The organism is Paraburkholderia sp. GAS334 (genome assembly GCF_050436625.1).
Taxonomy (GTDB): domain Bacteria; phylum Pseudomonadota; class Gammaproteobacteria; order Burkholderiales; family Burkholderiaceae; genus Paraburkholderia.
Genome location: NZ_JBNDMO010000009.1, coordinates 134261 through 153398, shown reverse-complemented (window position 1 = coordinate 153398; position 19138 = coordinate 134261). Strand labels below are relative to the sequence as shown.

General features: G+C 60.7%; 19 protein-coding genes and 1 pseudogene. 8 read left to right on the top strand and 12 right to left on the bottom strand.

What is annotated here, in order from left to right:
• Positions 1–386: 386 nt before the first annotated feature.
• The 5 genes from P3T21_RS18365 to ilvB form a co-directional block, all read right to left on the bottom strand.
• Positions 387–1865 carry a CHASE2 domain-containing protein gene (locus tag P3T21_RS18365; RefSeq protein WP_429257359.1) on the bottom strand — a complete coding sequence of 493 codons (1479 nt, stop codon included), beginning with the start codon at positions 1863–1865 and terminating at the stop codon, positions 387–389.
• Positions 1866–1902: 37 nt separating this feature from the next.
• The gene (locus tag P3T21_RS18360) at positions 1903–2520 is read right to left on the bottom strand and encodes an OmpA family protein (protein WP_429257358.1); all 618 of its coding nucleotides are present in this window, start codon (positions 2518–2520) and stop codon (positions 1903–1905) included.
• Positions 2517–2984 carry a FecR family protein gene (locus P3T21_RS18355; RefSeq protein WP_429257357.1) on the bottom strand — a complete coding sequence of 156 codons (468 nt, stop codon included), beginning with the start codon at positions 2982–2984 and terminating at the stop codon, positions 2517–2519. The genes P3T21_RS18360 and P3T21_RS18355 overlap by 4 nt, the downstream gene beginning before the upstream one ends.
• A 392-nt stretch (positions 2985–3376) precedes the next feature.
• The gene (locus P3T21_RS18350; RefSeq protein ID WP_429257356.1) at positions 3377–4282 is read right to left on the bottom strand and encodes a LysR family transcriptional regulator; all 906 of its coding nucleotides are present in this window, start codon (positions 4280–4282) and stop codon (positions 3377–3379) included.
• Positions 4283–4335: 53 nt separating this feature from the next.
• Positions 4336–6201, bottom strand: coding sequence for a biosynthetic-type acetolactate synthase large subunit (ilvB, locus tag P3T21_RS18345; protein ID WP_429257355.1), 1866 nt, complete (start codon positions 6199–6201; stop codon positions 4336–4338).
• Positions 6202–6825: 624 nt separating this feature from the next.
• On the opposite strand from ilvB, the gene P3T21_RS18340 reads away from it, so the two are divergent.
• The gene (locus P3T21_RS18340; protein ID WP_429257354.1) at positions 6826–7809 is read left to right on the top strand and encodes a GlxA family transcriptional regulator; all 984 of its coding nucleotides are present in this window, start codon (positions 6826–6828) and stop codon (positions 7807–7809) included.
• A gap of 336 nt (positions 7810–8145) precedes the next feature.
• On the top strand, positions 8146–8733 hold the full coding sequence (gene mug / locus P3T21_RS18335; protein ID WP_429257353.1) for a G/U mismatch-specific DNA glycosylase: 588 nt from the start codon (positions 8146–8148) through the stop codon (positions 8731–8733).
• Positions 8734–8859: 126 nt separating this feature from the next.
• On the opposite strand, the gene P3T21_RS18330 is transcribed toward mug, so the two are convergent.
• Positions 8860–9336, bottom strand: coding sequence for a VOC family protein (locus P3T21_RS18330; protein WP_429257352.1), 477 nt, complete (start codon positions 9334–9336; stop codon positions 8860–8862).
• A 535-nt stretch (positions 9337–9871) separates the two neighbouring features.
• On the opposite strand from P3T21_RS18330, the gene P3T21_RS18325 reads away from it, so the two are divergent.
• The 3 genes and pseudogenes from P3T21_RS18325 to P3T21_RS18315 all read left to right on the top strand — a co-directional run.
• Entirely contained in the window at positions 9872–10504 is a 633-nt protein-coding gene (locus P3T21_RS18325; protein WP_429257351.1) for a phosphatase PAP2 family protein, read from the top strand.
• 196 nt (positions 10505–10700) lie between these two features.
• Positions 10701–11060, top strand: a complete 360-nt coding sequence (locus P3T21_RS18320) for a lipocalin-like domain-containing protein (RefSeq protein ID WP_429257350.1) — start codon at positions 10701–10703, stop codon at positions 11058–11060.
• Positions 11061–11241: 181 nt separating this feature from the next.
• A pseudogene (locus tag P3T21_RS18315) lies at positions 11242–11385 on the top strand (IS30 family transposase); the annotation flags it as partial.
• A gap of 55 nt (positions 11386–11440) precedes the next feature.
• Here P3T21_RS18315 and P3T21_RS18310 read toward each other — a convergent pair.
• The 4 genes from P3T21_RS18310 to P3T21_RS18295 all read right to left on the bottom strand — a co-directional run bounded on the left by P3T21_RS18310 (position 11441) and on the right by P3T21_RS18295 (position 14533).
• Positions 11441–12196 carry a hypothetical protein gene (locus P3T21_RS18310; RefSeq protein WP_429257349.1) on the bottom strand — a complete coding sequence of 252 codons (756 nt, stop codon included), beginning with the start codon at positions 12194–12196 and terminating at the stop codon, positions 11441–11443.
• 137 nt (positions 12197–12333) lie between these two features.
• Positions 12334–13326: a Dyp-type peroxidase gene (locus P3T21_RS18305; protein ID WP_429257348.1), complete on the bottom strand. Its 993-nt coding sequence runs from the start codon at positions 13324–13326 to the stop codon at positions 12334–12336.
• A 102-nt stretch (positions 13327–13428) separates the two neighbouring features.
• Positions 13429–14343 carry a LysR family transcriptional regulator gene (locus P3T21_RS18300; RefSeq protein WP_429257347.1) on the bottom strand — a complete coding sequence of 305 codons (915 nt, stop codon included), beginning with the start codon at positions 14341–14343 and terminating at the stop codon, positions 13429–13431.
• Between the two features lie 28 nt (positions 14344–14371).
• Positions 14372–14533, bottom strand: coding sequence for a hypothetical protein (locus P3T21_RS18295; RefSeq protein WP_429257346.1), 162 nt, complete (start codon positions 14531–14533; stop codon positions 14372–14374).
• On the opposite strand from P3T21_RS18295, the gene P3T21_RS18290 reads away from it, so the two are divergent.
• The gene (locus P3T21_RS18290; protein ID WP_429257345.1) at positions 14532–15587 is read left to right on the top strand and encodes an aldo/keto reductase; all 1056 of its coding nucleotides are present in this window, start codon (positions 14532–14534) and stop codon (positions 15585–15587) included. The two genes, P3T21_RS18295 and P3T21_RS18290, sit on opposite strands and share 2 nt — an antisense overlap.
• A 144-nt stretch (positions 15588–15731) precedes the next feature.
• On the opposite strand, the gene P3T21_RS18285 is transcribed toward P3T21_RS18290, so the two are convergent.
• Positions 15732–16271 (bottom strand): cytochrome b, encoded by a 540-nt coding sequence (locus tag P3T21_RS18285; RefSeq protein WP_429257344.1) that lies wholly within the window; start codon positions 16269–16271, stop codon positions 15732–15734.
• A 276-nt stretch (positions 16272–16547) separates the two neighbouring features.
• On the bottom strand, positions 16548–17471 hold the full coding sequence (locus tag P3T21_RS18280; protein WP_429257343.1) for a sterol desaturase family protein: 924 nt from the start codon (positions 17469–17471) through the stop codon (positions 16548–16550).
• A 324-nt stretch (positions 17472–17795) separates the two neighbouring features.
• Here P3T21_RS18280 and P3T21_RS18275 point away from each other — a divergent pair, with 324 nt between their 5' ends.
• The gene (locus P3T21_RS18275; protein ID WP_429257342.1) at positions 17796–18773 is read left to right on the top strand and encodes a hypothetical protein; all 978 of its coding nucleotides are present in this window, start codon (positions 17796–17798) and stop codon (positions 18771–18773) included.
• 61 nt (positions 18774–18834) lie between these two features.
• Positions 18835–19128, top strand: coding sequence for an EF-hand domain-containing protein (locus P3T21_RS18270; protein WP_429257341.1), 294 nt, complete (start codon positions 18835–18837; stop codon positions 19126–19128).
• Positions 19129–19138: the final 10 nt, after the last annotated feature.

Sequence of the window (19138 nt, the reverse complement as noted above, 5' to 3'; positions counted from 1 at the left end):
CACCCTCAATTGGAGACAGCTGACCCACGGAAAACAGACCACCCAAGGGCTTGACTTCCAATGCCCCATAGAAGTTAGACCGGGCAAACGCCCGGACATCAAACACTCCGACTTCAATCCTGTTGAAGTGTCGATTTATATAAAGGATTCCAAACTGAAATAAGGCATCTTCGCCATGCGAGTTATCCACCACGGCCAGCGACGTGGTCGTGACAGACGACCCGCTGGCCGTGGTGGATAACTCGCAGCACCCTCAATTGGAGACAGCTGACCCACGGAAAACAGACCACCCAAGGGCTTGACTTCCAATGCCCCATAGAAGTGCGTTGCATCCCCCGTTGAATCCGCAAGTTGCAACGGCCATTCGCGCGACCGCTACCTCAAGGTCATGGCGCCTGGCCGGTGCGGTCGTTGTCGCCTTCACGCCCCTGCGCGTGGGTGGCTTCTGTTCTGGTTTGTTTGTCGACGTGGAGCAACGCGGGTGTAAAGAAGCAGCCCATGACCGCGGACAGGATAATGAAAATCGAGGCCGCATCGACCAGCAGTCCGACACGCATGAAAATATAGAAGCAGCATAGAATATTCAGCACGTGCAGGAAGACACCCAGAGCGGCGACCCCTTTGGGGACGACTCTTATGAACATCGCAAACCGCGATTGCGGGCGAGGAACATACCAGATAATCAGCAACCCGAACGTCACGATGAAGGCGCTTTCTGCCCATTTCAGCCAGGTGGGGCGGCGCAGGAAACGTCCCTCGAAAATCGTCTCGATGACCTGCGCCTGAATTTCGATACCCGGCACCAGTTCCCCCAACGCAGTCGTGCGCATGTCGGTCACGCCGGCGCCGGTCAGTCCGACCAGCACCAGTTTGTCCCGGATCCGTTCCGGATCGACTGTTCCCTGCAGGATGTCGCGTGCCGACACGTAGCGGTTCAGCGTCGACCGAATGGACGCGAAATGCAACCAGATGTCACCGCCGGGCTGCGTGGGCACCAGCACATCCGCGACACCCACCGCCTGCACGCCCGATGCATCGGCAAAGACGTCGATCGCCGATGAACCCGTGGCGAGGCGGAGCATTTCCATCGGCAGACTGGGGACCAGTTTCTCCCCCAAACCCATGATGAGAGGAATATGCCGGACCACGCCTTGTTCGAGCGCGACGCTCAGCATCGCCTGTCCGTGGGCCGCCGCCTGCAATTCTGGCAGGCTGGCGAGCACATAGTCGTACCGTCGCACGCGGCCCAGCGGGTCGGTGCCATGCACGAGGATCGGAGCGCTTCGCAGATCGGTGCTGGTGGTGAAGGCGGCATGATCGAGCGCCGCGGCACCCAGTATGGTCGGCGCTGCGCGCAACGATCTGGCGAGAATGGCTTCGTGACTGGGAAGGGCCCGCAAGCCGGCGGCCAGGGCCGCAGCCGTTTTCGGCAGATTGCCGGCCACCTTGTCGGGAGAGGTCTGATCCGGCTCCGGCATGTAAATGTCGAGACCGATAGCCAGCGGTTTCAGTGCCGCAATGGCATCGATCAGGCTCGCGAGTCGATTTCGCGGCCAGGGCCATTGACCGACGGTTTCCAGCGTCTCCTCATCGATCTCGACAATGGTCACGGGCTCTGCAGTCGGAATCCGCGGGAAGTGACGTTGATACTGGTCGAACAGAAGTTGCCGGGCCGTTCTAAAGGAGTCAGGAAGCGTCTCGTCAAGCGCGCCCACGAAAGCCGGACGTGCTATGTTGCCCGGCCATTCGCTGGACAGGTTGAGCAGGCTCAGGCCGAACAGCACCACCAGCGCCACCGGACGCCCCTGGGCCGCCTTCAGCAGATTCCTGATCCGGGCAAGCCATGGGTCGTAATAGCGTTTCATCAAAGAAAGGCCATTGAGCGTCGATAACTGACGCGGGTCATTGAATTGTAATGACTGCGCGTCGGTTCATGCGATTGGGAACACCATCTGCCGTGGGGACCAGTGGCTCGCGCTTGCCCCGGCCAGCAGTCTCTATCTGTTGGGCAGGAATGCCTTGCTTGATCAGGAACGCTGCAACACTCTCCGCCCGCCGTATTGACAGTCTGTCATTGAACTCCTGAGAGCCCGCCTGATCGGTGTGACCGACCACCACGAGCTGAGGCGCAGGCCAGGTAGCCAGGACGGTTTTTAACTTTTTAACCGTGACGGATGACTCCGGGGCCAACTCGGTGGCAGAGTCAAAGAGAAAAAAAATCGTAAATGTCATGGGGCGCGGAGGCCGGGCCGCGAGCAGCTCGCCGTATCGTGCCTGCACACTGGATTGACTATCCATCGTTTTTTCGATGGCGCCGCCCTTCGTGACGCCAACCCCAGCGTAAGCCTTGTCTATGGTTTGCTCTCCGGTGGCGCTGCGGACAATGACCGCGCCGACTTTGCCCTCCGGATCCGGCAATAAAATAATTCTGTCCGGGGGCGTGCTACATCCGGCCAGGAAAGCCACCATGACGAATGCCGCCGCAGATGCCCGCCGATGACGTCGGTGTGCGGCCTTCAACGTGCACTCTCCCCGTTAGCGCCGACTTCGATGATAAATTCAGTGCCGCGCACGCCCAGTGTGGTAGTCGGCGTGCTGAAACGGACGGCGTCCGGATTCGCTTTCGCCAGCTTTCCGGAAATCACGGCCAGGGAACCACGTTTGATGCTGGCGTCGAGCACCCCATCATGGGTCGTGGTATTAAACGCGAATTTGTTGAGGTCGAGGATGGTATTGGCGCCGGCGGAGAGTTGGGTGGTGTCACGCAGCGTGATACCGACGGAGGATTCCGGGCCGGTCACGATGCGATCGCTGCCGTAAACTTCGCTGCCGACGGCCGCGCCCGAACTTGCTCCAGCCCGCTCGATCTGCACCGTGCCCTTGAGGGTCTTGACGACGCCGGCAGCATCGGCGGCCAGTGCATCGGCGACTGCCATGCACCCGCAGGCAAGAATCAAGGCATATTTGATGGCTTGGAGACGCATCGGTGGCCCCTGATTGCGTTAACGCTGCTTTCCGCGGCGTAGCGCGGCTCCCCGACGTCGACCTGGTGCTGTGAGCGATCATTCCCCGACTGCTCGTAGAGCTGGGGCTTGCGAAGGACGTGCAGAAATGCTGCTCCTGGAAATCAGGTGGAGACTTTTCTGCCGGATCGAACAGCGTATCGCCCCGACCCCAATGACTCTGTGCGCTTCCCCGCATATTTGGTGCAGTCACGCTCGCCAACATCCGGATCGCACGACGCAGACGTCGATTCACCCGTTGCATTTGCCTCGCGCAACGGTGATTGGCGCGACTTGATCCGTAGATGATTCGTGTTAGGACCCGACGTCAGCCGTCAGTTGTCAAACCTGAAACCAGTCGCCGCCAATGCGAATCAGCTTTGCTCGGTCAGCTGAGTCGAATACAAATCGATTAACCAGTCGATAAAAATGTCAACCCGCCTCGGCTTGGTTCGATTAGGCATATACACAACGGACACAGGGCGGGGATTTAACGGATAGTCTCTCAGAACCTTGCTCAGTCGGCCCGATCGCACATGAGCGTCGAGTATAAAGGTGCTCCCCTGTATCAATCCGAGGCCCGCAAGCCCACATGCCACGTAGGTATCTGCGTCGTTAACCAGGATCGCGCTCTTCAGCGGAACGGAACGGACCTCGTTTCCCTCGAGAAACTCCCAACTTCTGATACGGCCTGACTTCATGGCGTAACTCACGCCGATGTGATCGCTGAGGTCATCCAGGGTGAAGGGCTCGCCATAGGCCTGGATATAGTCGGGCGACGCGTAGGTCAGCGTTTTGTAATGACCCACTGTTTTAGCGACTAGTCCAGGTTCGCTTACCGTTCCCACGCGCAGGGCGCAGTCGAGCCCCTCTTCGATCAGATCGGGGTGGTGATCAGCAATGCTGATGTCCAGTCGAATATCAGGATTATTGGCGAAAAAATTCGGTAGTTCCGGGATAACGGTCGACTTCGCGACTAGCGAGGGCATGCTGATACGGACTGTTCCGCTTTTGCTTCCCCTGGAAGCCTGAGCGTCGGCGTCCATTTCGTCTAGATCCCGAAGAAGCGCGACGCAACGTTCGTAGTAGCGAAGGCCCGCATCCGTCGGCTTGCTTCGACGGGTTGTCCGGTTAAGAAGTTTCACGCCCAGATCCGACTCAAGGGCCTGAACCATACGGCTAACATAGACTGCCGACGTATGCAGAACTTCGGCGGCTCTCGTGAAGCTGGTCGATTCGACCACCTTCACATACGCCTTCATTGCGGAAATCTTGTCCATTGTTTGTTGTTGCGTCTTTCTTTACATGTCGAGGTTCGTTGCGCGAAGTATGGTTAGAACATATCCGCAGCCGCTTGACGCTCTGCGCCCTTCCCTTCGGGTTCTCGCTCAGACCGGGACGGGATAAACGGTCCGGTGATCATATTCGAGTAGCCTTGCCCAGGCCCCACCATCGGAAACACGTCAGCGTTCTGGTCGACCATCACTTCGAGGAAAGCCGGCCCGTCAAAATCTACGAAGGCCTTGAGTTTGTCCTCGAGTTCGCTCATTGCTTCAACGCGACAGGCAAACTCAAACCCGTCGGCCCGAGCTGCCATGACAAAATCCTTGCGATGAAGCGACTTGTCGCTCACGCACAGTCGACCCTCGTAAAAGAGACGTTGCCACTGCCGGATCATTCCGTCACCGAGATTGTTGATCAGCAGTACCTTGACAGGCACGCCGTACGTGGTTGCCGTCTCCAGGTCGCCAATATTCATGCGGATGCTGCCGTCGCCATCGATGTCGATCACAAGGGCATCCGGTCGCGCCAGTTGAGCGCCGATAGCTGCGGGCAGCCCGAAACCCATCGTCCCCATACTGCCCGAAGTAAGGAAGCTTCGAGGCTCGACGAAGTCGAAAAACTGCGCAGCCCACATCTGATGCTGGCCGACGCCTGTGGTGATGATTGCTCGCCCCCCGGTAATTTCGCTGAGCTTTTCGACAACGAACTGCGGCTGAATCGCCGGATTGCTCCGGTCATAGTTCATACCGTAGACCCGCTTCAATTCCTTTATATGATCGAGCCAGTCTAAAGGCGCTTGCGCGACTGGACCGTGCTTCATCAGTGACAGCAACGTATTCTTCGCGTCGCCTACGTGCGTCCAGTGCGCCCGTTTAACCTTGTTGATCTCCGCTTCGTCGATGTCGATATGCGCGACATACTGCGCCCCGGGCGCAAATGCGTCAGGACGGCCACCGGCGACGCGATCATCGAATCGGGCACCCACCGCGATCAGGAAGTCGCAATCCTCCACCGCGTAGTTCGCACAGGCCGCGCCGTGCATGCCCAGCATACCGAGCCCCAGTTCGTGTTTTACGGACATTGCGCCAAGCCCCATCAACGTGGTCACCACGGGGATCCGATAGCGCTCTGCAAACTGACGCAATTCAGCCGTCGCGCCGGCCGTGATAACGCCGCCGCCGGCATACAGCAGCGGCCGCTTGCTCCGCGCCAGCAGATCGAAAAATTCGCTGCGCTTGTCGTCTTCGAGACGAGCGCCTCTGGCCACCTTTCGAAGACGATCGGAGTAGCCTCGAAACTCCAATGCACCTTGCCCATGGTAAATGCCAGTCCAGTTCTGGATGTCCTTCGGCACATCCACGACAACCGGGCCAGGACGGCCGGTGCGCGCGACTTCGAATGCGGTCCGCAGTGTCTGTTCCAGCTTTGCCGGGTCGGTAACCAGAAACACCTGCTTTGCGCACGCCGACATGATGTTAAAGACTGGCGCTTCCTGGAAAGCATCACTGCCGATCGCGGCTCGAGGTACCTGTCCGGAGATGAGGACAACCGGGACCGAATCACCGTTACAGTCGGCGATCGGCGTCACCGCGTTCGTCGCCCCGGGGCCTGACGTAACCATGAATACGCCAACCTTTCCGCTCGCGCGCGCATAACCAGCGGCCATGAAGCCGGCGGCCTGTTCATTGGCGGGCACAACGAGGTTGATCTGGCGCTCGGGATTGTCCGCGTGCATTTCGTTGAAACGAAAGACGGCATCGTACGTCGGCAAAATCGCGCCGCCGCTATAACCGAATACGGTATCGACGCCCTGTTCGCTGAGTACGCGCAGGATGATGTCTGCACCCGACATCGATTCGCCGGCAAGCGGTGGTTTCGGGAGGACTTTTAAAGCAGCGTTTGGGTTTTTGGTCATGGCTGGCTCGCATGGGAAAGGGCGCTGACATATCAGCGCCCAAAATCAAAGGGCGATTTCCCTTCCAACTCGAGAACAGCGTATGTTCCGTACCAGCTTATGGACGACTGCTCTGACGGGTTCTCCGTACAAGGCGCAACCCATCTAGCACTTTCTTGATGTGCTTCTGGAAGAATCGTGAGGAATGGCTCTGCCCATTCTGACAATGATTGAAGCTGCACACACGCCCAAGAAGGTCGCATATGGGCCAGGATGGGCTGGATCCCGGCCATTACGATGCCACTTCCGCTCCGCCGCTTTCCCACAACATGCAAACGGTCGCCGCCCGGGAGATTTGAGCCACGTTGCAACTGCCGGCACGGCGTCGGCCGCGAACAGGTCATGAAGGGCGACGCGGCCCTCGCGTCACTCGTGCGCGGACCCTTACCAGCATTCCTGGGTTGCGTACCCATGCTCCATGTAACAAGTGACTTTCAGCACAGACCCTTTATCCCGCCACGCTTCGCTTATAAACTTCGTTCCATCCAGGATAAATTTATGTCGCGAACCGGCAGGCAAGCCGCCCACCGGGCGGCGCGGAGTCGTACCAATGGCGGCGTGCTTACAATCAATGAGGGTCACGGCATGAAAGTCGCCATTGTTATATTCGATGGTGTGCAGGCGCTGGATGTTGCTGGCCCCCTGGACGTATTCGCAGAAGCAAATACATTTCTGCCTGAGCATCAGAAATATCAGGTCTCTCTCATAGGATACGAGGCTGGCACCGTGTCCTGCTCGAACGGGATGGGACTCTCAGTGCCTTATGGCTATGCGGACTTCGATACTCCATGTGACCTGCTGTTGATAGCAGGAGGACCGCAGTTGCCTGATGCCCAGCTACCAAGCGAATTTCTGAAATGGTTGCAAGACCAGGCGCGCGGCGCAGCACGGTTTGGCTCCGTTTGCAACGGAGCATTCGTGCTCGCGCACGCCGGGCTGCTTGACGGCAAGGAAGTGACGACCCACTGGGCCGATGCGGACCGCCTCGCCGACGAGTTTCCGCAGGCTTGTGTGCGGCCCGACAGGATTTTCATCCGTGACGGACGCCTCTTTACCTCTGCCGGCGTGACGGCAGGCATCGACCTGTGTCTATCGCTCGTGGCGGAGGACTGGGGGCACGAGCTTGCGGTGCGGGTTGCGAAACGTCTGGTCGTCTACATCCAGCGAGAAGGTGGGCAGTCTCAATACAGCCCTTACGTCGGAGTACGGAAGGACCACGATCCGATCGTCGGCAAGGTGCTCCGATACGTGACCGAGCACATAACCGATACGCTATCGATCGAACAGCTTGCGAGCGCAGTTGCAGTCAGCCGACGTACCTTCTCGAGGCTATTTGCGAAGTATGCAAAGGTAACACCGTCCGCGTTTGTCGAACAGGTTCGCGTTGACACCGCGAGGAAGTTACTCGAGGAGACAGATGCTCCTCTCAAGACTGTGGCGTTCAATTGTGGTTTTCACAGCGCCACGCATATGCGAACGACTTTCTTCCGGCGGCTTAACGTAACGCCCAGACAGTATCGCCAGCGATTCCGTGGTGAGGCAGGTATGCAGGCAACGGTGGGCTTATAGCGGTGTCAACGAGCAAGTCGGATCAGCAGGGATGGAAAGTGTGGGATGGCTTTCCGGTCTACCCGAAGTTGGCCTGGTTAGCGCGGGCCCCCCTCGGGTGGCGAGCCAGTGGCATAGACCGTCGCTGGCCAGAATCGGGGCACATTTGACCTGAAATCGACCCTCTTGCCGGTTGTCCGCCGTGACGGCGTGGCCCAAACTGCTGCGCTTGTGGGAGCCCCACTCCCGATGAAGGAACAGGCGAGGATGGTTCCAGGCCCTTCCGTCAGAGCATCTCGATGCAATCCAGAAGAAAGTGTCGTCGAGGTCGCCTGTTGTTGCCGCCCGGCGGCTCGAATGTACTTCACGAAAAGGCTTATACCATCCGTGACCCGCTCCGATTCACTTCAAAGTCTTCCTGATATCCTTGAACCGGGTTTATCCGTGGTGTTTTGCGGCATCAATCCGGGCGTCAGTGCGGCATCGACCGGCCGCCACTTTGCCGGCAGAAGCAATCGGTTCTGGCGGGCCGTTCATCTGGCGGGTTTTACGCCCGAACAAATCTGTCCTAAGGACGATCGCACTCTCCTGCAGTATGGTTGTGGCCTGACAACCGTGGTCTCGCGTCCAACCGCACGAGCGGACGAACTATCACAATGGGAGTTCAAAGCGGCTGCGACGGAATTCGAGCGGAAGATTGAACGATATGCGCCGCAATGCGTTGCCTTCCTCGGGAAGATGGCGCTCTGCGCAATGTCGGGCAGGCGCGACATCCACTGGGGCCTGCAACCGACACCGTTCGGCGGCGCGCGCGCATGGGTGTTGCCAAATCCCAGCGGCCTGAACCGGACATTCAGCCTCGACGCGCTGGTGACTGCCTACCGGGAACTTCGTCTTGCAGTCGCGCCGGCTGGTCAGGCTTCGAGAACTCGCACAGTCGACTAGGCCGCACGTTCCGACCTGGCCACCGGCATTCCCTATGACTGAGCCCAAAACCGACCTCTCCAATCGACCTGCGAATGCGTAGTCGCCATAGGCCGTAAAAAAACCGATGCGCCTTTTCGTGCGCTCTTACTTTGCCTCCGCCGCGCGTTCTATCGCGGCAATATCGATCTTCTTCATTGTCATCATCGCCTCCATCGCACGCCTTGCGGCATCATGATCGGGCCCGTTGACAAGCTCTAGCAGCCGCCTGGGCGTGATCTGCCACGAAAACCCCCAGCGGTCCTTGCACCAGCCGCAAGGCGCTTCCTCTCCGTCAGTGCCGATAATGGCGTTCCAATATCGGTCGGTCTCTTCCTGGCTATCAGTCTGCACCATGAAACTTACCGCCTCATTCGCCTTGTAGTTGGGCCCGCCGTTCAGCCCCACGAAGCGCCGGCCGAGCACGGTGAACTCGACCGTCAACTCCGGACCCTGCCCAATGCCCGGTATCGGCGATACATGACCTGCATCGACACGGCTGTCGGGAAAGGTGGCGGCGTAAAACGCCGCCGCCTCACGCGCTCTGCCTTGATCAAACCACAGGCATGTTACGAGCTCAGCCATCGCAATCTCCTTTCAGAAACACGCGCCGTCAACTGGCTTTGAAGGCAGCATCCCAACCCCCACGCCATCGAGACAACTGGCATTGACTGTCGACAATATCCCGGCCGCCGACTTCCAAATGCGCGAAAGTCCGAATCCCGCATGTCGGACAAAACAGGTGTTGGATGGCGCCCGGCTGTAATCGGACCCTTATCTGTCTTTCGCTGACTTGATCAGCCACGGGCAGCTTCCGGGGATAAAGCAGCCGCCGAATCGACGGCCGTCTAACGGGTCATCGACCATGTTGGCTACGAGGCCGCTGAAGTAAATGCGTTAGGTGGCGTAATGCGTCAGACGATTGGCACTTGCTGTTACTGATCCCCTCGCAAATTTGATGCGTTTATCAGCATCAGAGACGCCTTGTCATCCTCATTGCTGCAGACATTCACGGTGACTGGCGTTAAGCTCCCGTCAGAGGAAGTCCCAGCTGCGACGCGAGCCGCCACAGCGATCTTTCATTCGTAAGGTATGCGCCACGAACGAACGGGGGGTGTCCATGTCCACCAGGTCATTGGCATTCTTGAGCCGCGCCTGCAAACGTCTGATCCTCTCGACAGCGTTATGTATCGTCAGCTTCACGGCTCACGCTGGTCTTGACCATGAACTGGCATACAACCAGAGCGGCATTTGGAACCGGAACGTCCAGCTGGCACTGGAGTATTCGGCGATCGCTATTGGTGTGGGCGGTGCGTTCTGGCTGGGCAACGACAACGAGCTTGGCCATACTTTCTGGCAAACGGTGGATGCCGAGGCTATATCTGCGGTTGCCGCGCAGGGCATGAAATACGCGTTTCGCCGTGCGCGCCCCAATAGCGGACAGGGGCCGAACGCGTGGTTCGTGAGCGGTGGCGACAGCTTCCCAAGCGGAGAAGTAACCTTGCAGGCGAGCTTCGTCACGCCGTTTATCGTCAACTACGGACGACGTTACCCTTGGGTGTGGGCACTCGAACTGCTGCCCGCCTATGACGCGGTGGCCCGGATGAAGGCGCAGGCGCACTGGCAAACAGACGTGCTTGCGGGTTGGGCGCTGGGCACCGCAGTCGGCTACCTGGCGACCACATGGGAGACGCCCATTTTCGTACAGATTCTGCCGCACGGCTTGACCGTCGGCTTTGCCAGGCGTTTCTGAAAAGCGGCGATCGGGCAATTTAACTCTTTTAGTTGTATTGACCGTTTGCAGAGCGGAGCCGACGTCTGAACGCGGTTGAATCCGCAAGGTCTAGTGGTCATCCATCCTTCGTGCTGGCCGGCAAGTGCGTGGCAGCCTCGGGACGATAGCGGCGCGCCCGAAGTGTGTTGCGAGAGCGTGTTTCCGGGCTAGGATTATGCGCGTGTGGCCATATCTCGGTCCCAATCCGTTCGGTTACATCAACTACTCTGCGGACGGACGCGTGATGGTCTTCGTGCTAAGAAGCGGGCGACTGCGGCCCGCCTCAAACCCACTCAACAATGAAGAAAAGATTGCGCTCTTCGATTCGATGTTCGCCTACATCGGAACGTATGTAGTCGAATCCGATCGCGTTATCCACACTCTCGACGGCAGTTGGAACGAGCTCTGGACAGGCAAGCGACAGGTGCGTTTCCTGGCGTTTCGAGGGGACCGACTCATCTATACCACACCGGAGACCATCGACCCTATAGACGGGAAGCTCTGCACATACGAAGTCACGTTCTCTCGGGGCTAGGCAAGGCTCTCGCGAACCATGAAGCTGCTATTCGCAACTCGAGTGATGGGCGAGTCGCCAGCGTTCGCAAAGACGAACGACGTGACTGGCCGGATCGGCGCGCGAAGGTCCGTTGACTGGTGCGGATTCAACCCGTCGATGCAACACAATCGAAGCTGCGTGAGCAGCGGGAGTGTTGCAGATGAAGTACAGAACCCGGATCTATTACAGCGAGAGCCAGAAAGCGTTAATGTGGGAACAATGGCGGAAAGGCGAATCGCTTCAGCATATTGCGCAGCTATTCGACCGGAATCACTCATCGATACAGAGGATTCTGGCCGAGACAGCCTCAAACTGCCTCGCGCACAACTGCACCGGCCGAAGCAGCAGCACGCCTCAGTTCACATCATGCCGCCGGTGCCGCTGCCTGTGCCGCCGGTGCCGGATGATGGTGCGGACGTCGTTGTGAGCGGATGAGCGAGACCCGCCGCTGACAGCAGCGAGACGGCGGCCGGATCGGGCATGCCATTGGCGTCGATGGCGCCTGCTGTCGCCAGCGCGCCGAGATCGCTGTCGACGCCCGCTTGCCCGACGAAAAACGGCGTCGTCAGAAACGCCGGTGTCGTCAGCGTGACCGCATAGCGCTGCTGCAGATTCGTGACGACCGCTGATTGCGCAGCCAGCACATCGGTCTGATTTGCCAGCACCTGCTGGAACTGCGCGTTGCCAGGGAAACCCGCAATCAGGCCGGTCTCACTCGTACCGAGTTGCGAAGCGAGGTAGACGAGCATCAGCTCGGTCTCAGGCGTCGTATTGAAGGTGCCGCCGGCAAAAGCCAGCGAATGCAGGGTTGTGCCGCCGGAGGTCACGGTGAGGATGCAGGGAAGCGTGGCGTTGAACGTGGCGCTGTAGTGCCCACCGCCGTCTGACAGGGTGGAGCCCGAACCCTGCACACAACTGAAGCTGACCATCGCGCTGGCAAGCGCCTTGCCGGTGGCGGCCGTGCCGGATATGGCGACGTTTTGCAACCCGTTTCCGCCGCCACAACCGTCGACGCCGACGCAGAAGCTGCCGCTACACGCGACGAGCGTTGCGAGCGAAGCCACGCAGAGCGCTGCCAGCGCCGGGCGAACGAAACGCGCATCGTGAGTGCCCATGGCCGCCTGCCGTGGATGGAAGGGAGTAAGGCGACTGGTCCCACGCAAAGGGACCAACGCCATCTTTAATTTTAGGCCCGATGCGCCGAAACCGTTTTGTCGCGCCAATCACATTTCTAAATGGAATCTCTGCACCTTCATTGCCTGGCCGTCCTCGCGGCGGCCGCCGGGCTGCGATCCGCGAGCGTTTCGAGCAACGACGCGGAAGGCACAAAGAACAGGCCGCCCGTCACCGCGCGGCTGAAATCGAGCAGCCGGTCGTAGTTGCCTGGCGGCCGGCCGACGAACATGTTCTCCAGCATCTGTTCAATCGGCGCCGGCGAGCGGGCATAGCCGATGAAGTACGTACCGAATTCGCCGGAGCCGGGCCGCCCGAAAGGCATGTTGTCACGCAGGATTTTGACTTCCTCGCCGTTTTCCTCGAGCGTCGTGAGCGAACTGTGCGACGAGGTTGGCTTCACAGCGTCGTCGAGTTCGATATCGGAGAGTTTTGTGCGGCCGATGATGCGTTCCTGCGTTTCGACGGGCAACGCATTCCAGCCGGTCATATCGTGCAGATACTTCTGCACCAGCACATAGCTGCCTCCCGCGAATTCAGGGTCCTCCCCGCCGAGCACCGTAAACGTGACAGCCTCGCTGCCGGTCGGGTTCTCGGTTCCGTCGACGAAACCGACCATGCTGCGTTGATCGAAATAGCGAAATCCGTGCACTTCATCGACCGCGGTTACCGCCGTGCCGAGTCGCCCCATCAGTTGGGTCGCAAGCTCGAAGCACAAATCCATCTGGTCGGCGCGAATGTGCAGCAAGATGTCGCCCGGTGTCGACACCGCAAGGCGCTCACCCGAACCGAACTCACGGAACGGGTGCAGGCCGGCCGGTCGCGGCGTACCGAACAGCGCATCCCAGGCGTCGGAACCGAAGCCGCATACGCACGACAGGCCGCCGTCAGGTATCCGCTTGCCCACCGCCCGCACCAGTGCGGCGATATCCGCGCACCATGCGCGTACGGTGTCGCGGCTCGCCGCGTCCGGATTGACAGTGGCAACGATGAAGATCGCGCTCCGCTTCGCCTGCATGGACACGGCCTGCGGTTCGGGGGTAACGGCAGCGGGGATGGGAGTATCGGACATCGCTGGAGGGCCTTGAGGTGACTGTTCTGGACAGCAGCATATATAACGCAACATAACCCGATGCGCCCGGGAACGGTACGCGCGTACGGGGCCGTCCGAACGTCAGGCCGCCACGTCCGGCAATTTAAGCAGGTTCAGGAAAGCCTTTGCAACCGGTGTGAGCGGTTCGCCCGCACTGCCCTTGAAGACTGCCGCAAGCTCCCAGCACGGCTCCTCAGCTTCGCGCAGGGTCGCCGTCGCCACGGGCGCGCCACGCGTGTCGCGCACCCGTGTTGCAGCGACGGATTCCGGCACCATGGTAATCGCAAGCCCTTGCGCGACCAGTTCGAGCAGCATCGGTATGTCGTTGACCTCGAAGCTGGTCCGGCGCTGCAGCCCTGCGGTCGCAAAGCTTCGATCGACGAGCCGCCGCACGCCCCACTCCGGACGCAGGTCCGCGAACGTTTCTTCGCGGAGATCGGACAGTTTGACCCCGCTTGCCCCCGCGAGCCGATGATCCGCCGCGCAGACGATGACCATCCCCTCGCATGCGAACATGCGCAATCCGAGATCGTCCGGCAGTGGATCCGACGGCTGGGTGAACGCGAGGTCGAGACGCCCTTCGCGCACCTCGTCAATCAATGCGCGCGAGCCGTCGAGCGTGAGCTCGATATCGATCCCGCCGAACGCGGCCCGAAACCGCCCCAGAGAAGCGGGCAGGTCAACGAAAGGCTCGAGCCCGTGAATCGCGCCGATGCTGAGCCGGCCGCGTGCAAGTCCATGCACCTGTGTCACGGCGTGCCGCGCGTCGCGCGCGGCAGCCAGCACGCGTCGCGCCTCTTCGAACAGCACTTCACCGGCATGGGTCAGGTCCACACGCCGCGTGCTGCGGATGAACAAAGGTCCGCCCAGATCCGCCTCCAGCGAGCGGATCGACGCCGACAACCCGGACTGAACGAGGTTGAGACGCCGTGACGCGCGCGTGAAATGACGTTCTTCCGCTACCGCCATAAAGTGTTCCAGCTGTTTCAGGTCCATGCTGACCTCTCATCCTTCGGATCCGTTATTAATCACCAAAAACGCTCAATTCAATCACATATTTCTGTTTGAATGGTAAGTGAAACTCCGCTATCGTCAAATGCTCGGGCGCGTCACGCAGACAAGGGAATGGCGAAGCGCGCGCCGGTCCTGAATCCTGAGCAACATTCATAGGAGATTGCTTCATCATGGAATATCGCCAACTCGGCCGTTCAGGCCTCAAGGTGTCGACCATCACGCTCGGCACCATGACAATGGGCGGCAAGGGCAAATTTGCGAGCGTCGGCGAAGTCGGCCTCGACGATGCGCGCCGGCAGATCGACATGTGCATCGACGCGGGCGTGAACCTGATCGATACGGCGGACGTCTATTCGAATGGCGCGTCGGAGGAGATCGTCGGCGAGGCGCTCGGCGGCAAGCGCAAGGGCGGCGTGCTGATCGCGACGAAAGCACGCTTCCCGATGGGCGACGGCCCGAACGATCGTGGCCTGTCGCGGCATCATTTGATCCAGGCTTGCGAGGCGAGCCTGCGTCGCCTGAAAACCGATGTGATCGACCTCTATCAGGTGCATCAATGGGACGGGCTCACGCCGCTTGAAGAAACGCTCGAAGCGCTCGACCTGCTGGTCCGACACGGCAAGGTCCGGTATGTCGGCTGCTCGAACTACTCAGGCTGGCACCTGATGAAGGCGTTGCACGTGAGCGAACGTGATCGCCTGCCGCGTTTCGTGAGCCAGCAGATCCACTACACGCTCGAAGCGCGCGAAGCGGAATACGAGCTCGCGCCGATTGCACTCGATCAGGGGCTCGGCATTCTCGTGTGGAGTCCGCTCGCAGGCGGCCTGCTGTCAGGCAAGCACCGCCGTGACTCGACACCCGAGGGCACGCGCCAGCTTGCGGGCTGGACCGAGCCGCCGATCCGTGACGAGGAACGGCTGTGGTCGATCGTCGACGTACTCGTTGAGATTGCCGGCGAGCACAAGGTCTCGGCCGCGCAGGTTGCGCTCGCGTGGACGCTCGGGCGCCCCGCTGTCGCCTCGGTCATCATCGGCGGGCGCAATGAAACGCAACTGCGCGATAACCTCGGCGCGGCGAATCTCACGTTGACTGTCGAGCAGCGCGAGCGGCTCGACAAGGTAAGCGCGCCGCCCCTGCTCTACCCCTACTGGCATCAGGTGCAAACCGCGCACGACCGTCTTGGACATCCCGATCTGTCGCTGCTGGGACCGCATCTGAAGGCGTAGGGCGGTGACGGTCTGGTCGCCATCGTAGCTGCGTCAGCAGCGTGCCCTGGCTGCACCGGTGTCAGGTGCAGCCAGGGGAGGCTTTATCTCACCCCGTGTCGGCCCACTACCTTCGTTCGACGCGATGGCGGGCACAAGAGCATGTCATGGCAACATCCGCTGCAGCACCTGGTCCTTCAAAACGAAGCGATGAAAGAGTGCGGCCGCGATATGCAGGCAGACCAGCGCGAAAAGCACCCAAGCCAGGATGCCATGCACATCGCCCATCGCATGTCCAAACCCGGATCCCGTCTCCGACAGCCCCGGATACGGCACAACGCCCAGCAACTGGACAGACCATCCCCGTGATGAAGCGTTGATCCATCCCAGCAGCGGTACCGCAAACAATACGACGTAGAGAAGAAAATGCGTGGTACGCGATATCGCGCTCAACATCGGCGGAAGCACATCGGGCGCGGGCCGGTGGGTCAATCGCCACACAATCCTGATCACCATCGCGGCGATCAGCGCGGCGCCGACGCCAAGGTGCCAGGCGATCAGACCGTCCGGTTTCGTATCCTTGTGCACGTCGGGCATCGTCCAGCCGATCACAAACTGCATGACGACCAGAATCACGACCAGCCAGTGAAGGAAGCGAGCGCCCCCGTCATAAGCTCCACGCCCCACGCCGTATGATTTCTCCATTACCTTTCCTCCCGTAGCTTGAATCACAATGAACCGAACAGGCTGCCCAACCCGAACCCGACGCCCACGCACCGGGTCACAAAAGGGCGCAAAAAACGAAGCGATCCTACCGGAACTGTCTTAAGGCGACCTGACGCGGCGTCGAACGCGCGCCAGACGGCCAGTCGACCAGGTTTCAGACGCGCGCTTTCGTCGCCGATCTCATCCGTCATGCCGATCGGCGATCAAGGCGATCAAGGCGATCAGCCTGCACTTCACCTGCTGCGGGTGCGGCGGTCATCTCACATTGCTGCTCACGGAAACCGCGCTTTGCCCCGTCTGGTTCTTCCGGCGCAGATTCTCCGTTGATTCGCCGGAGCCGTCCGGGCGCCAGCCCGGCGGCAGGATCACATAGCTTATCGCAGTCCACACATTGCCCGACGACGCGATATCCCGCGCGAGGCTGACCCAGTGCTCGAACTCGACGACCAGCGGATTGCGCGAACGCGTCGGCGTTACGAGGCCGTAGCGGCACGGTTCGTCGGCACGTTCCTCAACGTAGGTGCCGAACAGGCGGTCGAATACGATCAGCACACCGCCATAGTTCGCATCGAGGTAGTCGACATTCGACGCGTGATGCACGCGATGCGCCGACGGCGTGTTGAACACGTATTCAAGCCAGCCGAGCTTGGGCGTCCACGTGTTATGCAGCCAGAACTGATACAGGAGATTGAACATCAGCGTCGCGAGCACGACTTCCGGGCGCACGCCGAGCCAGACGAGCGGCGTGAAGAAGATCGCCGAGCCGGTCAGCTTGCCCGTCAGGCCGAGCCGGTAAGCGGATGACAGCGTCAACTGGTTCGGCGAATGATGGACCGCGTGCGTCGCCCAGAAGAAGCGGATGCGATGCGACGCGCGGTGATACCAGTAGTAGCAGAACTCCTGGCCGATAAAGAGCAGCAGCACCATCAGCGCGCAGTTGATCGTGACCGTGAAGAGGCGGTGATCCCAGGCGAAAGCGAAGACCGGCGTAGCAAGAGAGAGCGGCAGCAGCGCGACGAGCTTGCGGCCGACCAGATCGGCCAGCGAAAGCCATACCTCATACCAGTCGAACGGCGTGGCAGTGTTGCGGTTTTTTCGGGTGAGCACCCACGCCTCGATCAGCGAGACGGCGACGATAAACAAGGTGACGTAAAACGCGATTTTTCCGATGGTGAGCATGATGGGTACAGAGCGGGTTCGGGTGGGACGCTTTGTCTGCGGAAATGGCCGCCATCGCGTCGGGTGAAGCTACTTTAGTGGGCCGCCTGGCTAAAAACCATGCAGGAAATATGTCGCCGGATGTCAGCAAATCTGCCAGCTGGCGCCGGCGGCTGACCGGACCCGAAGACGCAGGCGCCGCGCGCTGCCTCAACATCGCTGCCGCCAGGCCGATGTAACACCGCGACATCTTTTCCGTAGCGATTATTTCGCGCCCTCCTTCTATAGTTCGTCCCGTTGCCACGCCGCAGTGCGTGACGTGACCCGAACCATGAAGGACATCTGATGAAACCCCGTTACCTCGTCGCAGCGACCGCCTCGCTCCTCATCCTCGCAAGCACCCCGGCCTTTGCAGGCTGGTCCGGCCACGGCACAGCCTATACGCCGCATGGCACCTATAACGGCGCGCACTACGGGTCCTGCGAAGGCGGCAGCTGTTCCCACGCCGGCGGTGTCGCCGGCCCCTACGGCGGCGTCGCGACGAACAGCGGCACGGTGACCCGTACCGCGCCGGGGCAGTTCTCGAATTCCGGCACGGCGACCGGACCGTACGGCGGCCAGGTTCAGCACGCCGGCGACACCAGTTGCGCGGGCGGCACGTGCACACACACCGGCACCCTCACCGGCTCTGACGGCCACAGCGCCTCTACCTCAGGCAGCGTGACGCGCGACGCCCCGGGTCAGTACTCGTCGTCGGGCACGGTCACCGGTTCGAACGGCAACACGGTCAGCCACGCGGCATCGACGAGCTGCGCCGGATCCACTTGCGCCCGTTCGGGGACCGTGACCGGCGCGGACGGCGGGACCGTCACGCACTCAGGCAGCGCGACCCGCGTGGCGACCGGTGTCGTGACGACGAGCGGCGGCACGACGGTCGTACACGGTGGAACTGTCACAACCGGCGGTACGGTGACGACGGGCGGCGCCACGGTGGTGGTCGGCGCCGCGCCGGTGGTCGTCGCGCCCCCGCCGGCAGTTTATGTGCCGCCGCCCCCGCCGCCCGCGGTGGTCGTCGTGCCGCCTCCGCCGAAGGTTGTGTATGTCGCGCCGCCTCCGCCGCCGGCGGTCTACGTCGCGCCGCCTCCGCCGAAGGTCGTATATGTCGCGCCCCCTCCGCCCAAGGTCATCTATATGGCTCCGCCTCTGCCCCGATCGGTGTATGTCGCGCCGCGCGCCGTCTATGTGACGCCGGCACCGCGTGCGGCGATATGGATTCCGGGACACTGGGCCGGCGGCCTCTGGGTGCCCGCGCACTGGGCGTAACAGCAATATCGGATCGATTACCCAGCCGGCGATGAGCGTCGGCTACACCACGGAGAAACTCATGAAACAGATGATCGCGGTTCTTGTCTTGTGTATTGTTTCGGCAGGGGCTTCAGCTCAGAGCGCCCTGCCACCGGAAAGCGGCAGGGCGCGGGTGGAGCGCCCAATGCAGCAGGTGCAGACACGCTTCGCCAGCGCCAACACGACGCACGACGGCAAACTGACCCGAGACCAGGCCGCAGCCGGCATGCCGATGCTCGCCCAGCACTTCGACGAAATCGACACGCAGCACGCCGGATTCGTCACGTTGTCGCAGATCGAGGACTTCATGAGGCAGAAAGCGATGACCCGCTGATTGCCAGAGA

What these genes read in the sequence shown, in the direction of transcription:
- P3T21_RS18320 (WP_429257350.1), top strand. Translation starts at nt 10,701, where the DNA reads ATGCGCGTGTGGCCATATCTCGGTCCCAATCCGTTCGGTTACATCAAC.
- P3T21_RS18285 (WP_429257344.1), bottom strand. Translation starts at nt 16,271, where the DNA reads ATGGAGAAATCATACGGCGTGGGGCGTGGAGCTTATGACGGGGGCGCT.
- P3T21_RS18280 (WP_429257343.1), bottom strand. Translation starts at nt 17,471, where the DNA reads ATGCTCACCATCGGAAAAATCGCGTTTTACGTCACCTTGTTTATCGTC.
- P3T21_RS18300 (WP_429257347.1), bottom strand. Translation starts at nt 14,343, where the DNA reads ATGGACCTGAAACAGCTGGAACACTTTATGGCGGTAGCGGAAGAACGT.
- P3T21_RS18330 (WP_429257352.1), bottom strand. Translation starts at nt 9,336, where the DNA reads ATGGCTGAGCTCGTAACATGCCTGTGGTTTGATCAAGGCAGAGCGCGT.
- P3T21_RS18350 (WP_429257356.1), bottom strand. Translation starts at nt 4,282, where the DNA reads ATGGACAAGATTTCCGCAATGAAGGCGTATGTGAAGGTGGTCGAATCG.
- P3T21_RS18305 (WP_429257348.1), bottom strand. Translation starts at nt 13,326, where the DNA reads ATGTCCGATACTCCCATCCCCGCTGCCGTTACCCCCGAACCGCAGGCC.
- mug (WP_429257353.1), top strand. Translation starts at nt 8,146, where the DNA reads ATGTACTTCACGAAAAGGCTTATACCATCCGTGACCCGCTCCGATTCA.
- P3T21_RS18355 (WP_429257357.1), bottom strand. Translation starts at nt 2,984, where the DNA reads ATGCGTCTCCAAGCCATCAAATATGCCTTGATTCTTGCCTGCGGGTGC.
- ilvB (WP_429257355.1), bottom strand. Translation starts at nt 6,201, where the DNA reads ATGACCAAAAACCCAAACGCTGCTTTAAAAGTCCTCCCGAAACCACCG.
- P3T21_RS18295 (WP_429257346.1), bottom strand. Translation starts at nt 14,533, where the DNA reads ATGATGAAGCAATCTCCTATGAATGTTGCTCAGGATTCAGGACCGGCG.
- P3T21_RS18270 (WP_429257341.1), top strand. Translation starts at nt 18,835, where the DNA reads ATGAAACAGATGATCGCGGTTCTTGTCTTGTGTATTGTTTCGGCAGGG.
- P3T21_RS18310 (WP_429257349.1), bottom strand. Translation starts at nt 12,196, where the DNA reads ATGGGCACTCACGATGCGCGTTTCGTTCGCCCGGCGCTGGCAGCGCTC.
- P3T21_RS18290 (WP_429257345.1), top strand. Translation starts at nt 14,532, where the DNA reads ATGGAATATCGCCAACTCGGCCGTTCAGGCCTCAAGGTGTCGACCATC.
- P3T21_RS18365 (WP_429257359.1), bottom strand. Translation starts at nt 1,865, where the DNA reads ATGAAACGCTATTACGACCCATGGCTTGCCCGGATCAGGAATCTGCTG.
- P3T21_RS18325 (WP_429257351.1), top strand. Translation starts at nt 9,872, where the DNA reads ATGTCCACCAGGTCATTGGCATTCTTGAGCCGCGCCTGCAAACGTCTG.
- P3T21_RS18275 (WP_429257342.1), top strand. Translation starts at nt 17,796, where the DNA reads ATGAAACCCCGTTACCTCGTCGCAGCGACCGCCTCGCTCCTCATCCTC.
- P3T21_RS18340 (WP_429257354.1), top strand. Translation starts at nt 6,826, where the DNA reads ATGAAAGTCGCCATTGTTATATTCGATGGTGTGCAGGCGCTGGATGTT.